Raw genomic sequence first — 15464 nt, 5'->3', positions numbered from 1 at the left:
TGGTCGCCCTTGAAAACGGCGCATTGATAGCGGAAGGGCGCGAGCCCTCCGGTGACGCACCGGGCGACTTGCGTCGCTCCGCCAAGACGATTTGTTGTCCACCACACAACCTGTTGCTCGGCGGTTCCCTATCGAGAGCGTTTTCACCGAGCGACCTTCCATTTTCCAGCCACCACAAAACACCCTTTTCATTTTTTCTCCATGACCACCACCTCAACCCTCACGTTCGATGCCGCTGGCTTCGAAGCCTTTCTCGCATCGCGGAAAGATGAACCGCAATGGTTGACCGACCTGCGACGGGAATCCTTCTCGCATGCCGATGCGATGGATTGGCCCGCTCGTCGTAGCGAAGAATGGATTCGCACGGACATTCGAACCTTCCAAATCAAAAAGTTCGCTCCGCCCGTTGAAGCGACCGCAGGCGATGTCCCCGCTGTTCACCAGCTTCGCGATGGGGTGGAACCGGGCGGAGTTTTGGAAACCTACGACAGCCAAGTGATTTCCGAATCGCTCGACGAAGAACTCGCCGCCAAAGGTGTGATCTTCGGCAGCTTGGAACGTCTGTGCCGCGAACAACCGGACAAGGTTCGCCCGTTCCTTTACACCGTTGTGGATCCTGACTACGACAAGTTCGCCGCTCTGCATGCTGCGTTCTGGTCCGGTGGTCAATTCCTGTACGTGCCCCGTGGCGTCGTGATCGAAAAACCGATTTACCTCGGTTCGACGTTGAGCGACGGCGGAACCGACACGGCTCACACATTGATCGTGTTGGAAGACGGCGCCGAAGCGACCGTTCTTCACGAGTGCAACAGTGCCAATCCAGAAGCGGCCGGTTTGCACATGGGTGCGGTCGAGCTGATCCAGAAACCCGGTTCGCATCTGCGATACGTCAACGTCCAAGAATGGGGCCACAAGACGTATCACTTCGCGCACCAACAAGCCAACATCGACCGCGACTCGCAATTGCAATGGACCATCGCTGCGATGGGTTCCGGATTGTCCAAGGTCAACCAATCGGTCGATATGGTGGGCGAGGGTGCCAATTGCCAAGTCAACGGCGTGATGTTCACGGAAGGCCGCCAGCATCTGGCCTATCACACCCAGCAGTACCACCGGGCGCCGAACTGCCACAGCGACTTCTTGTACAAGTCCGCTCAGCAGGACAAGAGCCGCACCGTGTGGCGTGGGATGATCAAGGTCGACAAGGTCGCTCAGAAGACCGACGGTTACCAACGCAACGACAACTTGGTGCTGTCCAACCATTCGCGAGCCGACTCGATTCCTGGACTGGAAATCGAAGCGGATGACGTGCGTTGCACCCACGGCAGCACGACGGCCAAGGTCGACGAAGAGCAAATCTTCTACGCTCGTTGCCGAGGCTTCACGCAGAAGGAAGCCACTCGCATGATCGTCAGTGGATTCTTCCAGCAGATCTTTGACCGGATCACGATCGAAAGCGTCCGCGACGCACTGGCCGCCGCGATCGCACGCCAAGTCCGCGAATACGAGTGATTTCGAGTTCCGTTTGTCTTACCGGAGTGGCGCGAGCCGCCCGGTGAGAATCCAGAGGGCTCTCAGCCGCATTCCTGTAGCACGGTGGTCCCCCACCGTGACTTCGCCAAGAGCGTGATTCGAAGCGGAAACGGTCAAGCAGCAGGTGAATGAACCCTGGCTTACAATGGTCAGGATCACTCACCCTGAGGACCAAATGACGCCAATACAACGAATCGAACGGCTGCAGTGGTTTGCTCTGGGACTGATTGCCTTCGGTGCAGTGATTCAATTTCTAGGCAATGGAGCTGCCGCCGAGGTGGCGTCCAGTTTGGTCATGATGACCGGGTTCATGTGGTTCATCACTTGGTCAGCGATTCGGTGCGTTCTGTGTCCAGGGCGAATCTGGATCGATGTTTTGAAAACGTGGCTGGTATCACACGCGTTTCTATTGTTGCTCACGACCGCACATGTGTTGAGTTTGTGGGTTGAAGGTCGCTCGGCACGTGCGGCGGACTGGCCAGATCACTTGGCGTTGCTATCTGCGACTTCATTCGCAACCACGATCTCTTTGTTGGCCACCATGTTTTGGGTGGGCGGATGGAAGCTGTTTCGAATTCGCCTGCGTGATCGCGTGAGCGGCGACCCAATCACACCTGCGAAGGTTTCGTTGGTCGATCTGATGCTGCTGACGACGGTAGTCGCGGTCTACATCACGGTTGCTCGACTGCAACAGAAATGGGTCTTCGAACCGAATGAAGAATTCTTGGGACCATCCTTCGTTTTCGTCATTGTCTTGATACTCAGTTTGACCGCGGGCTTGATGGGTTGGTTCGTCGTTCTATTGCCAACTTGGATTTCGATGGCTCGGCATTGGAGCGATCTACGCCGTCGCGTTGTCTGGACGGCGTTCTATCTCGCATGGTTGGTGGTGGCCGCGATTGCTTGGATTGGGAACTGGACGGAACCTGATTTCTGGATCACTTTCTCGGTGACGGCGGGCTGGATCGCATGCAATTTTCTATTGATAAGATGGTTGGTTGCCAGTCACTCGACATCCATTGGGCTCGAGTGGTATCGCTTGCCGAAGAGTAGGTCCAAAGAAGTGCCTGATCCGCTCCGGTGACATCGTTCAGAACCTCGTGAAACCGGCCGGCTTTTTTTGCGAGCATTCGGGTACAATTGATTGACGGTTTTTCGGTCACCAGTTCATCTGGTCAAACTGAGTTTTCAATAGCGAAGAGTATGAGTTCTTCCTCACCTTTCGATCCGTTGCGATCCCGCGTGGCTCAGGCGGCCAATACGTCGCGAGAGCAACGCGTGCTAGCGGGATTGGAACATTCGGAACTGGCGATCCGCGTGGTGCAAGACGGCATTCGCGAGCGTGATCCACACGCCGATGAAGCGACGGTCAAGCGATTGTTGTTCGAGCGGATCGAGTTGATGCGTCGCATGCAGAATAGGACCTTGTCGGAGCAGTGAATCTTCAACAATCGGTTTCGAGAATCATCGCCGCTCTCAATGAGGCTGGACTGGATTACATGCTCGTCGGATCGTTCTCCAGCATGTACTATTCATTTCCACGATCCACAACGGATGCCGACTTTGTGATCGGCACTGCTGATTTCGATATTCAGTCACTTTCAAACTCGCTTGGCAGCGAGTTCAAGTTTGATCCACAGCTCTCTTTTGAGACCATTGGTGGTTCGATCAAGAATGAAATTCAAATCGTGGGCAGCCCGTTCCGAATCGAGCTGTTTCGTTTGACCGACCAACCTTTTGATCAAGTGCGGTTTGAGCGTCGTCAAAAAGTCACCATTGCAGGCGACGAGGTTTGGATTCCGACACCAGAAGACGTCATCCTGCAAAAGCTCATCTGGTCTCGCCCCCAAGACAAGAATGATGTGCTGGGTGTGATCGCGGTGAACTACCAAGAGCTCGATCAAAGATATCTCCAAGAGTGGGCAAAGAAGCTCGGGCTCGTCGAAGAGTTTGCTAACGCATGGGCGTTGGCGATCGAGTCAGTGAAATGAACGAAGGCGTTGAAAATAAAATCAGGTTCTTGCTTACGACACACTTTGCTGGAAACAACCGGACACTTCCATGATTTCGACACCACTGCGTTTTCGCCCGCTGCTCAAACAGACAATCTGGGGCGGACGCCGATTGGGCGAAATGCTTCACAAGCCGATCGGTGACGCGGACGACTACGCCGAGAGCTGGGAGATCGTCGATCATGGCGAAGACCAAAGCGTCGTCATCAGTGGCGAACTGGCGGGACAATCGTTGGGCGAACTATTTACCAACCGTCGCCAGTGGTTGATGGGCAAGGACTGGGTGGAAGCAAACCCAGATGCAAAGACCTTTCCGTTGCTTCTGAAGTTTCTGGATTGCAACCGTGTGTTGTCGGTGCAGGTGCACCCGGACGATGCCTACGGTGCGACGATGCAACCGCCGGATCTGGGCAAGACCGAAGCTTGGGTGATCCTGCACAGCGAACCTGACAGCGTGATCTATTCAGGATTGAAGGAAGGCGTCGATCGCGAATCCTTGCGTGAGATGATGTTGGCCGGTGAAACCGATCGTGCGCTGCACTCCTATCATCCCGAAGTGGGAGATTGCGTCTTCATTCCCGCGGGAACCGTGCACGCATTGGGCGGTGGGTTGGTCGTCGCGGAGATTCAACAATCCAGTAACACGACGTTTCGGTTGTTTGATTGGAATCGCGTGGATGCTTCGGGCAAATCCCGACCGCTGCATATTGAATCGTCACTCGAAGTTTCGGACTACGAACGAGGCCCGGTGGATCCGATTCGAAAACCGATTCACAGCGGCACGGAAACGTTGGTCGAGTGCGACAAGTTCGTTCTGCGACGGGTGCACGACACCGATCAAACGATCGGCGGTGATGACCGTTGTCACTTGTTGACGGTGATTTCCGGCGAAGCGACTCTGTCGAACCAAGATGGCCCAATGAAAATGGCGACCGGCGAGAGCGTGTTGCTGCCCGCCGCGTGCGGGGCCATTCAAGTGCAATCTGGTGACGCGACTGTGCTGTGGATGTCACCACCAACAAGCATTTGATTCGAAAACTATCCCGAAAGAGCATTCTTTTTCTAGCGAAGCGGGGCAAGCCGCCCGGTGCCTCGATACCGGAGGGCTCGCGCCCTTCCGCTACAAAGGGAACCGGGAGGTCGTCCTGCACCAGCTCTCTAAAAACGCGAGAGCGGGTTGTCGCGGTGCTTCAACGGAAACGGCACCACGGCCCCGTTCTGACGGTGTGATTCGAGAACGGCACAAACCATCTCGACGGTCGTACGTCCTTGGCTGGCATCGCAAAGCGGTTGGCGATCTTCGCGAATCGCGGTGACTAAATCGCGAGCGGGGAAGCCATGGTGTTCGACCATTTGTCGCAGATCCTTTCGCGGTTCGGGTTGGCCGATTCCCGCGGCGGTGATGGGGATCCAGGCAACTGGTTCGGTCGGTGTTCGAAAGGGGTTGCCGGGCAACAGGTACGCCAGCGGACTCTTGTCGATGTGAATCGCGATCGTGCCTTTGCTTCCAATCAGTCGCAACCCGAACCCTGCGTTCTCGGTGCCATCATTGGCGATGGAATCAAACGTCGCGACGATGCCGCTCTTCATTTGATAGCGAGCATGCACGGCGTTGCCTGCCATCAGCCCTAAACCCTCGCGACCTTCTCTGATGTCAGATGGTTCGACCAAGCGACCGTCTTGCATCAACGATGCCGAGCAGGACACGGGGTCACCGGCCAAATAATGCGTCAGGTTCAGAACGTGGGTTCCCAAGACCCAGAGGTCTTCGACTCCGCCGCGAGGATCACTTTTGCCTCGACCACGAATTTCGAGAAGACGCCCGATTTCACCGCCCTCGATCAGCTCGCGTACAAACGGCAGTGTGGGATGGTATCGGTTCCGATGAGCGATCGCGATTTTCGCGTTGTGTTGTTTGCAGGCAGCAATGAGTGAGTCTGCTTCCGCGGTTGTTCGAACAAATGGTTTCTCGATGTAGATGCCGCGGGCACCGGACTGGATCGCAGCCATGGCCATGTCGTGATGTTGGTCCACGTGTCGCGGGCACACCGCCACGATGTCGGGACGAATTTCATCAAGCATCACGCGGTAGTCGTCATAGCCGCGATCCACCTTGAGCCGCTGTTGGGCTCGTTTCAGTCCTTCCGGGTTGGCATCCGTGATGGCGACCAGTTTGGTGTCGGGCAAGCGTTGCCAGATGCTATCGAGTCCATGACCAAAGTCGCCTCGTCCGGTGTGCCCGATTGCGACCGCTTTGAGTGAGCCTGAGTTCGCTTGGGCGAGAGCGGGTGTTGCGAGGCTGGCCGCTGCGGTGGCGGCGAGAAAGTGTCGTCGTTGCATGATCGATCACTCAGAAGGTGGGGAGTTTTGAGGGAGCCTGGTGGGGGCTCGATCATAACTCGAAATGTCGACCGGTAGTTCGCGTCGCTGAAATATCAGTTCGAGGAGCAATTTCCGACGTCGCGTTTTGCGAGATGGTTTCCTTGGCCAACGGCCATGATCAACCGGAAATAAAGAGCTGAATTTGGCCGTTGGCCATCGAGTGGTCAAATTTACTTCTCGCCCAGGCCGACGATTTCGAGCAAACGCAGGGCGTTGGTGGTGGGTGACACGCCGTCTCGCATTTTGTAGTCGAACGTCATTCGTTCATCGCCGCTGGCGTCGGGCGTGATCGTTTCGCGGAAGTGAACGGTGTGCGCGAGCTTCATCAGTTCGGGATCATCCGCGAGTTCCAAGTCGTGAGTCGTGATGGCACCGATCGCACCGGCGTCGACTAAGAACCGCAGCACGCGGGCAACGGCGATCTGACGTTCGCGACTGTTGGTTCCTTGCAGAATCTCATCGAGCAAGAAGAACTGGATTCGGTTGGTGGAGCCGGCGGCACGTTGTTCGGCTAACTTGCGGGCATGCGTCACAACGGCGGACAAGCGATTCAATTCCGCCATGTAGTAAGAGACGCCTTGGCTGAGGTCATCGCTGACTCGGATGCTGGTTCCCATCTCGAGAGGCGGCAGGCTCATGTGTCGACAGCACACCGGTCCGCCGGCCATGGCGAGAGCGACGTTCAGCCCAGCACTTCGAAGCATCGTGCTCTTTCCAGACATGTTGCTGCCGGTGACGAGCAACAACGTTCCGGTTGGGCCGATGGTGACATCGTTGGTGACTCGTGCGTCGTCTTTCAGCAACGGGTGCCCCAACCCTTTGAATGTGATGGTGGATTCATCTTCGAGCCACTCGGGCGACGACCAATCTGGTGAATCGTGTTGCAGGGCGGCGATCGACATCAAAGCTTCGAGTTCGCCGAGGGCGTCAAACCATTCAGGAATTTGGCTAGAGTATCGCGACTTCCAATCTTCCAAGCGACGAAGCACGCGAACGTCCCACAACCAGAACGCTTGCAGTGGCAGATACAGCAGGAACGTCGACGCGGTTTGCTTCAGCCCGCCCATGCGAGCGACTTGCGCCAGTTCACGCATGCCTGTGGAAGCCGATTGGGAACCCCCGGCGTCTCCGAGTAGCGTCCGGCGGATGTGAGCGGTCGGCCCAGCGGAATCGGCGGGAGATTCGGGCAACCAATTGGCGGCGTCAAACAGTTCGGCGTATTCGTTGACGCTGCGCCGCGAGGCCATCGCGATTTGGAAAATTGCCGCGACGGGGCCCAGCAAAAAAGAGCCGATGGCAAGATTCACAACCGCGATTCCGATCAGCCCGTACATTCCCATTCGGACCCAATCGCCTTGATCCGTGATCGCGCCAGCGACCATGCCAAGGATGATTGCGATGGCAACAACCGCGGTGAAGTTGCCCCAGGGAATCAACCATCGATGCGGCGGCAACCAATTGGGTTCCTTGGACCACTGGACGAATGATTCCGGGTCACCGGAGCTTCCGCCGATGTCGCGGGCGAGCACATAGAACCGCAATCGGTTTTCGGGTTGGTCCGCCAAGTGTGTGACCGAGGCATGTCGGTCTTTCGCGAGCGGAGGATCAACTGGGCTGCACAACCAATTGGCCAAGGTGCGAACGCCAGGGGTGGTTGCCGCCATGGAAGTCAATTGAAACAGCGACGCATCGCCGACGAGGTCCAAGTCACCCGCGAGGGCTTGTTGCTCAGGCGTGAGCTCAATCTCGGACGCTCGGATGCCGATGCTGTCACGGGCCAGTGATTTCCAGTCACGCTGCAATCGAGCTTGCAATCGGTGCAAGGTTCGGGATTGGTTGCGAAGCAGTTCCATTCGATCGCGAACGGTTTCGTTGCGAACCACAGTCACCAAAAACGCGATCAGGGATCCAACGGCGACGCAGACCCAAATCACATGTTGAGTTGCAAGTGAAAAACCGATGCCCAAGACCAGTCCGACAAAGAACACCATTCGCCAGACGGCAAACCGTGAATCGGAAGCTTCGAGTTCTTGCAAATCGTGATCGAAGGTCTCGATCTGGGAGGCGTAGTCGGACATCCGTTTCAGGCTGCATCCAATGCGGTGGAGGACCGGCGGGAAGGACGCGAGCGTCCATCAATGACTTTCGTTGCCACGCGGTCTTGAAGGTTGGGTCGAAAAATGGTCAGCAACAACAGTGGCAAGAACCAAGCCATGTACAGGCCGCCGCCGTAGCCGTGCCAGAACTGAGCCGCGACCATCAACGCCGCCGAGCAACTGATCAAGATGCCAAGGTTCTTTTGTCCGGGCCAAACCGCGAAAAAGAAGCTGAGGATCACGTAGCCGACGATCACTGGCAAACGCCAAATGGGATTCCAACCCAGTTCCCAAATCCCGGTCAGCTCATTGGGACCTTTGTTGGGATTCAGCACCCCGAACATCCGCTGGACATGCGTCAGGAATGGTTCACCCCCGGCGAAGGCAAGCAACGCCATCAACACTGTCAGCGAGACCAGCACGGCTCCCGCGAATCGTCCGACGCCGCGCTGCCAGTAGAAACTGCACCACAGCGGCAACAGAAACAGCGGGTAGTACAACAACCCGGCCGCAGCACCGATGAATAGTCCGGCGATCAGTGGTTTGCGATACATCAGCACCGCCCACAGAATCAGCGCAGCGGGGACCACGTGATCCACACGACCGGTCATCTGAGCGGTGTAAGGCATGAGCAGATACAACGTCGCACAACCGGCACCGGCGCGGAGGTTTCCGAAGTGTCGATTGCCGATCAACAGAATGCCAATCAACACGGCCGACTGAGCCAAGATGGCGATGATCTTCGCGATCATTGTTCGGCGTTGTTCCGCGGCGGTCAATTCAGCCATCGTCGGTGGTTCGGCACCTGCGATCGCTTCGCTGATCGGTCGTGTGGGAATGGCCGGCAACATGTTGATCAGCGCGTAGCCGGGACCCAGCTTGGGGCCCTGTTCTTGTTGAATCTCAGGTGTGCTGGCGACGACGTTGGCCATCATGAAGATGAACAAAGAAATGCCAAGGAAGTTCAATCCGCCGGTGGTCAAGTTGGGATCCAAAAGCGGACGCCGCACCATCAACGGGTCGAGCAACATTCGCACGAGCACCAGAAACTGAATGCCGAACAACGTGATGAAACCAGCTCGCTGCAACCCCGCGGCTCGGCGGTAGGGTTCGGACTCTTGAAGCCGAGTCAATTCTTCCGCGGTCAGTTCACGCGGCGCGGGAGGTGATTCGGGTTCGGCGGGGGCTTCCGCCGCCACCGGCTGCTCATCGGGAATTGTTCCGGATTCGGAGGTCGCTTTATCGGTGGGAGACAACTCGGCTGGCGCAGCCTCCTCGGGGGCCACTTCCTCTTCGACGGGAATGGTGTTGGCGGCGGCACTGATTTCCGCGGACGCCAAGCGGGCCAGACGCGTTTGCCGACGGTATCCCTCGTTGACCATCAACAATCCGGGAGCCAGCAAGATCAACAGGACGATGTCGAGGTTGCGGATGCTCCAGAACCGACGGAAGACAAAGAACAACCCAATCGTCAAAAATGACGACATGTAGACCCACGTCGTCGGGTCGGGTCGTCGGTAATAGAGGAGGAATTCGCTCATGGTCGTAGGATAAACGCCTGGACCTACGGGGGATATAGCGGGCGAAACAGATCAGCGGCCCCGGACAAACCCAAACGGGCCAATTGCGACCTCAGGGGGTCGAGGCGATTTGACCGGGGCAACGTCAATCGAGGTGAGGTAGAATGGCTGATTCCCGCCATCCCCCACCTCCGTGCTTGTCCAAGGATTCGCCGATGTGTTGCTTACGTCGACAATGTTGTTTCGCAGTCGCAGCGACAATGGGGTGGATGATTCTGCTACCCGGCGGGACGCCAAGAGTCATCGCTGAAGATGCACCATCGAAGGCGGATGTTCAGCAATCGCTTTCGCGGGCAACCCATTACATGTCCACGACCATCGCAGACCACGGCGGATACGCTTGGGTCAGCAGCGTCGATGGGGAATTCAGCAACGGGGAAGGAGCCTGCACCAACGATCGAATTTGGGTGCAACCGCCCGGGACCCCCGCCGTGGGCGAGGCATTTCTGAAGGCTTATGCCGCGACCGGCGATGCGTCTCATTTGAAAGCAGCCTCGGAAGTTGGCAAAGCGTTGATCGAGGGCCAGGTCGTATCCGGAGGTTGGGGATATTCGATCGATTTTGGCGATGCCGAACGAGCGAAGATTCCTTATCGAACCAGTGCTCCAGTGAACGCCGAGAAGATGAACCAAACACCCGAACCCGGTGGATGGGAAATCTGGAGACAACGCAAATGGAAGCACAACAAGACGGTTCTCGACGACGACACAACCTCCGCGGCGTTGTCGTTCTTGCTGCGTTTGCGACACATGCTGCAGCAAAGCACCAAGCAATCGTCTGCCACTTTGGACGACGCAATCGAAGTTGCTCTGACGTCCACTCGTTTGGCCCAGTATCCCGTCGGTGCTTGGGGACACAATTACGATCGCATGCCTCGCCAACAGCCAAGTGTTTCGCACTATCCAATTTTGGACGCCAGCTACCCTGACGACTGGTCTCGCACTTGGACGAAGGAGTACGCCGGTTGCTACATGCTGAACGACAACATCACGCAAAACATGATTGGCATGATGCTGCTGGCTTGGCAGTTGACCGGTGACGATCGCTACCGTGACAGTGCGATTCGTGGCGGCGAGTTTTTGCTACGGGCTCAAATGCCGGACCCGCAACCCGCGTGGGCTCAGCAGTACGATCGACACATGCACCCGGTTTGGGATCGTAAGTTCGAGCCGCCTGCCATCTCGGGGTCTGAATCGCAAACCGCGATCGAAACATTGATGGATTTGTATGAAGCAACCCAGGACGCCAGGTTCCTTCAGCCAATTGAACCGGCGATCGCTTATTTGAAAACCTGTTTGCGACCGGACGGCGGATTGCCTCGGTATTCGGAGTTGAAGACCAACAAGCCGTTGTATTTCAATTTGCAGTACGAACTCACCAGCGACGATTCAGAGATGCCGGATCACTACGGGTTCGTCGGAAAATCCAGGTTGGATTCGATTGAACAGCGTTACCTTCGAATTCGCGAACGCAAAACAGAAAAAGCCGCCAAGATCTCCGCGAATCGAATCGCAGAAATCTTGGCGGCTCAGCATGACGATGGTGGTTGGCGTGAACCAGGGTTTGTGCGAGATCCTGATGGCCGCAAAGTGACACCAGAGGAAGGTGTCATTCAGTCGGCAACGTTCGTGAAGAACGTGCGATTGCTATGCGACTATCTGGGATCAAGCGAAGCCAAACCTTAACCCATTTCGATTTCGTAGCCTTCGCGGTACGGACGAGCCAACATCGAGTTGGCTTGATCGTCGCCCACGATTTGCTCGCTGTCGTTGTCCCACTTCAGATCTCGGCCCAATCGAGCCGAGATGCCGGCCAAGTGACAGACGTTGAGCATTTCCATGTGCGTGTGCACGTCGGAGATGGGCTCGAGTCCTTCGCGATGGCAGTGCAAGAAGTTGAACCAATGGGCAGGACGTCCGTTGTGCTCGATCGGCAAGCCTTTGTAGACCTTCGAAATCGCGTCTTCGGGAAGTGGGTTGTCCGCCAAGTCTTCGACTGGTTTGCCCGAGAGGTTGCCGCGACTGACAAAGATGCGACCTTTGTCGCCTTCGATCAGCACGCCGTTGCGGGTGTCGTTGCGAATGATCATTTCAGTGCCGCCAGGATAAGCGACGTTGAATTGAAACGCGGTCGCTGTGTTGTAGCGATCGATCTGGACCGGTTTGCCATCTTTGTATTCGACGGGGTGTTGAGCTGAGCCACCGATCGAAACAGGGCCTTCGGTTTGACCGTTCAGCTTCAATGCCCAGTTACAGATGTCGACGTGGTGAGCACCCCAGTCGGTCAGCTTGCCGCCGGAGTATTCGTACCACCAACGGAATTCGTAGTGACCGTTGGACTTCTTGCCATTTTCCGAACGGCGATAGTCCACCTTCGGTGCTGGGCCAAGCCACAGGTCCCAATCCAACGCCTCGGGTGACGACGCGACGGGCAAGGCTTCGCTGGTGGGAGCACCACCGATGGCCGCCTGCACGCGATGAATCTTGCCGAGACGTCCTTCGTTCACGATCGCCATTGCTTTGACGAACTTGTCGAACGTGCTGCGCTGTTGCGTGCCGACTTGAACGATTCGCCCGGTCTCTTTTTGGACCTTGCGAATCAACTTGCCTTCATCAACGGTCAACGTCAGTGGCTTTTCGCAGTAGACGTCTTTGCCGGCATACAAGGCTTCGATCAAAGGCTTGGTGTGCCAGTGATCCGGTGTTGCGATGTGGACGACTTTGATGTCGTCACGTTCCAACACCTTTCGATAATCCGAATGCATGGCGGCTTTACCACCACTGAATTGGTCGTTGGCTTGTTGAGCGCGACTGGAATCGGCATCCGCGATGGCGACCAAGTTCAGCCACTGTTTGGCGGAGTTAAGGTTTCCGCGCCCCATGCCGCCCGCGCCGATCAAACCGATGTTGATCTTGTCGTCGGCGATTTCGTCGGCCAGCGAACGAGGCGACCAAGCGAAGTAAGGCGTCATGGCCGCGGCACCCGCGGCCGCTTTCAAAACCGTTCGACGGTTTGTGGTAGCGGTTTCACGTTTGGAAGGATTCTGGTTCAAGGTGGGACCTCAATGGGAGGGAAAGGGCAGGGAAGAAATGCGGGGCCAATCCCGCGGGCGAACGATGAGACACGCCAGACGCGTCCTCAGATGCCGCTTCTTTTAGCAAACAATTGGTGCAGTATACTCGAACGTGTCGATCAAAATCGAGCCAACTGGATTCCGTGGCAATCGATGAAATACCACGGAAACGGGCTGTTTTGTCGGGTCGAAATGCGGTGAACAACCGATTTCGCGTCCGTGGCGAGAACCTGGATTGCTTCGCCATTAAGATGAGAACGTGTCGGCCGATCCACCGAAATGAGCTGGTTTGCGAGTGGGACTCGGACAATGCGACTGGACTTTTGACAACGAATTTGGTCGCCTGAATGGCACCAAAGATTCAACGCCCCAATTGATTGAGATACCGATGTACCTCCGTATGGCCAAACGATTCGCGATGGAAACCGATAAACGGTTGCTCGCCAAAGCAGTCTGGGCACTCGGTGTGAAAGGGTTGCGAAGCGTTCATCGTCACAAACGACGGCTCAAACGCGGCGAGTTCTTTCCGCCGTTCTTGTATCTGTCGGTGATCAACAGTTGCAACCTGCGCTGCCAAGGTTGCTGGGTCGATGTCGGCGCTAAGCAACACAAGATCGAACTGGACGCTGCCAATCGAACGATCGAGCAAGCCAAGGCGATGGGCAACAGCTTCTTTGGCATCTTGGGCGGCGAACCCTTCATGCACAAAGATTTGCTGGACTTGTTCGAGGCTCATCCGGACGTTTACTTCCAAGTCTTCACCAACGGCCACTTCATCACCGATGAAGTCGCCGCGAGACTTCGCAAGTGCGGCAACGTCACGCCGCTGATCAGCGTGGAAGGATCCGAGATCATCAGCGATACGCGGCGCGGCCGTGATGGCGTTTTGAATCAAACCATCGCCGGCATCGAAGCCGCGGTTCGAAACAAATTGCTGGTCGGTGTTTGCACCAGCGTTTGTAAATCCAACATCGACGATTTGGTCCGCGACAAGTGGGTCGATCGATTGATCGAGATGGGTGTGATGTACACATGGTTCCACATCTATCGGCCCGTTGGTCCTGAACCCAATCCGCAGTTGGCGTTGTCCAGCGAAGAGCAACGACGTGTGCGTCAATTCGTTGTCGACACGCGAGCGACCAAGCCAATCATTGTCATCGATGCCTATCACGACGATGCCGGCAATGCGTTGTGTCCGGCGGTCACCGGGTTCACGCATCACGTGGGACCTTGGGGCGACATTGAACCGTGTCCCGTGATTCAGTTGGCGACGGAATCGATCCACGACAGCAAACCGCTCAAAGAAACCTTCAACGAGTCTGGCTTCCTTCGTGACTTCCGCGAACTAACGGCCCAGAACACTCGCGGATGTGTGATCATGGAACGGCCTGATCTGTTGCTCGAATTGGCTGACAAGCACGGGGCCCGTGACACGACGGCTCGCGGCAAGGTGATGGAGGAACTTCGCAACGTCGAACCGCGACGCAGTCAGTATCAACCGGGAGATGAGATTCCCGAACGCAGCTTTGTTTATCGTTGGGCAAAGAAGTATGCGTTCAACGACTTCGGCACATATGGCAAACACTATCAAGAAAGCCAGTATCAAGATCCGGATCAGCAACCGCCGAAGTCGTCGGCGAGGCAGGCTGATTCGCAGTTGCCAGTGCTGAACTGATCCATGATTGTTCCGGAGTACTGGGCGGAAGCGAGCGAACGCATTGTCGGGGCGAAAACCAAACGGCAAGTCAAACGTTTTGGTTGGTCCGACGTCAGTGTCGAAGAGGCGCAGCAGCACGCCAACCAACGTGTTGCGGACGCCATCGCTGAAATCAAACGCGGCGAGATGTTGCCGTTCACCGAGCCCAAGGTCGCCTACAACGGCGCCGATGGATTGCCGATTCGCGAAGAGATCATTGACCGTCGCGGCGACGCTGTGCTGACTCGCAATGCCTATGGCGCGTTGTGCTTGAACACGCCCGACGTCCTGTTCGCCGATGTCGATGTTCCGCGATCGAGTGGCTGCATGACCTACGTGATCGCATACGTCATCAGTGTCGGGGTGCTGTCACTCGTGGCCCATCAAATGGACATCACCAACCCGATCTTCTTGGTGCTGTTCTTGTCGATGCTGTCAGCGGCACTGTTTGGCAGCATGATCGAAACGGTTCGCCGCCGGGTAAGCGGCACGCCTCAAACGATCGCACGCAAACGAATCGCATCCTTTGCGAAATCGCATCCCGAATGGACGCTTCGTTTGTACGAGACCCCAATGGGTTTTCGGGTGTTGGTCACTCACGCCACGTTTGATCCACGTGGAGCGGAAGCACTGGACTTCTTTGATCGAATCAAAGCCGACCCGGTCTACGTGCGGATGTGTTTCAACCAGAATTGCTTCCGCGCGCGAGTGTCACCCAAGCCGTGGCGGGTTGGGATGAGCGAACACATGAAGCCGCGACCCGGTGTTTGGCCGATTGCTCCCGAAAGGCTGCCCGCACGTGAGGCTTGGGTGAAGCAATACGATCAAGCTCGCCAACAACACGCGGCGTGTCGCTACGTGGATTCGTTTGGCAACGGACGCCCATGCCGAGAAGCCAACGAAGTCCAACGTTGGCATGATGAGCTATCGGCCGCCAACCAAGATTGGCCGACGGCTTAGAAGCTTCGCTAGGTCGCTTCCGAGTTTCGTAGCCGGATTCGCCAGAACTCGGTGATCGCGAAATATTGGGAGTCACACCGTGTGTCACCGGAGGACTCCCGCCCTTCCGCTATTTTTGATAGCGCGGTGAAG

12 protein-coding genes are annotated in these 15464 nt (G+C 56.5%); 8 read left to right on the top strand and 4 right to left on the bottom strand.

Going from position 1 to position 15464, the window contains the following annotated elements:
* Positions 1 to 201 precede the first annotated feature (201 nt).
* The 5 genes from sufD to CEE69_RS25220 all read left to right on the top strand — a co-directional run bounded on the left by sufD (position 202) and on the right by CEE69_RS25220 (position 4575).
* Positions 202 to 1512 carry a Fe-S cluster assembly protein SufD gene (sufD, locus tag CEE69_RS25240; RefSeq protein ID WP_008668534.1) on the top strand — a complete coding sequence of 437 codons (1311 nt, stop codon included), beginning with the start codon at positions 202 to 204 and terminating at the stop codon, positions 1510 to 1512.
* Positions 1513 to 1708: 196 nt separating this feature from the next.
* On the top strand, positions 1709 to 2617 hold the full coding sequence (locus CEE69_RS25235) for a hypothetical protein (RefSeq protein WP_233215622.1): 909 nt from the start codon (positions 1709 to 1711) through the stop codon (positions 2615 to 2617).
* 119 nt (positions 2618 to 2736) lie between these two features.
* Positions 2737 to 2973 carry a hypothetical protein gene (locus CEE69_RS25230; protein WP_099263373.1) on the top strand — a complete coding sequence of 79 codons (237 nt, stop codon included), beginning with the start codon at positions 2737 to 2739 and terminating at the stop codon, positions 2971 to 2973.
* Entirely contained in the window at positions 2970 to 3524 is a 555-nt protein-coding gene (locus CEE69_RS25225) for a nucleotidyltransferase (protein WP_099263372.1), read from the top strand. The genes CEE69_RS25230 and CEE69_RS25225 overlap by 4 nt, the downstream gene beginning before the upstream one ends.
* 70 nt (positions 3525 to 3594) lie before the next feature.
* Positions 3595 to 4575, top strand: a complete 981-nt coding sequence (locus tag CEE69_RS25220; RefSeq protein ID WP_099263371.1) for a type I phosphomannose isomerase catalytic subunit — start codon at positions 3595 to 3597, stop codon at positions 4573 to 4575.
* Positions 4576 to 4703: 128 nt separating this feature from the next.
* On the opposite strand, the gene CEE69_RS25215 is transcribed toward CEE69_RS25220, so the two are convergent.
* The 3 genes from CEE69_RS25215 to CEE69_RS25205 all read right to left on the bottom strand — a co-directional run bounded on the left by CEE69_RS25215 (position 4704) and on the right by CEE69_RS25205 (position 9564).
* On the bottom strand, positions 4704 to 5885 hold the full coding sequence (locus tag CEE69_RS25215) for a Gfo/Idh/MocA family protein (RefSeq protein WP_099263370.1): 1182 nt from the start codon (positions 5883 to 5885) through the stop codon (positions 4704 to 4706).
* A gap of 212 nt (positions 5886 to 6097) precedes the next feature.
* Entirely contained in the window at positions 6098 to 8005 is a 1908-nt protein-coding gene (locus tag CEE69_RS25210; RefSeq protein ID WP_099263369.1) for a MutS family DNA mismatch repair protein, read from the bottom strand.
* Positions 8006 to 8010: 5 nt separating this feature from the next.
* Positions 8011 to 9564 (bottom strand): hypothetical protein, encoded by a 1554-nt coding sequence (locus CEE69_RS25205; protein ID WP_099263368.1) that lies wholly within the window; start codon positions 9562 to 9564, stop codon positions 8011 to 8013.
* 248 nt (positions 9565 to 9812) lie between these two features.
* On the opposite strand from CEE69_RS25205, the gene CEE69_RS25200 reads away from it, so the two are divergent.
* On the top strand, positions 9813 to 11288 hold the full coding sequence (locus CEE69_RS25200) for a pectate lyase (protein WP_233215621.1): 1476 nt from the start codon (positions 9813 to 9815) through the stop codon (positions 11286 to 11288).
* Here CEE69_RS25200 and CEE69_RS25195 read toward each other — a convergent pair.
* The gene (locus tag CEE69_RS25195; RefSeq protein WP_099263367.1) at positions 11285 to 12655 is read right to left on the bottom strand and encodes a Gfo/Idh/MocA family protein; all 1371 of its coding nucleotides are present in this window, start codon (positions 12653 to 12655) and stop codon (positions 11285 to 11287) included. The two genes, CEE69_RS25200 and CEE69_RS25195, sit on opposite strands and share 4 nt — an antisense overlap.
* A gap of 421 nt (positions 12656 to 13076) precedes the next feature.
* Here CEE69_RS25195 and CEE69_RS25185 point away from each other — a divergent pair, with 421 nt between their 5' ends.
* Positions 13077 to 14351, top strand: coding sequence for a radical SAM protein (locus CEE69_RS25185; protein ID WP_099263365.1), 1275 nt, complete (start codon positions 13077 to 13079; stop codon positions 14349 to 14351).
* 3 nt (positions 14352 to 14354) lie between these two features.
* A complete protein-coding gene (locus tag CEE69_RS25180; RefSeq protein WP_099263364.1) occupies positions 14355 to 15332 on the top strand; it encodes a hypothetical protein in 978 nt (325 codons plus the stop codon).
* Positions 15333 to 15464 lie beyond the last annotated feature (132 nt).

The organism is Rhodopirellula bahusiensis, assembly GCF_002727185.1.
Taxonomy (GTDB): Bacteria; Planctomycetota; Planctomycetia; order Pirellulales; family Pirellulaceae; genus Rhodopirellula; species Rhodopirellula bahusiensis.
The sequence above is the reverse complement of the archived record's forward strand: the minus strand, read 5'-3'. Positions and strand labels throughout refer to the sequence as shown.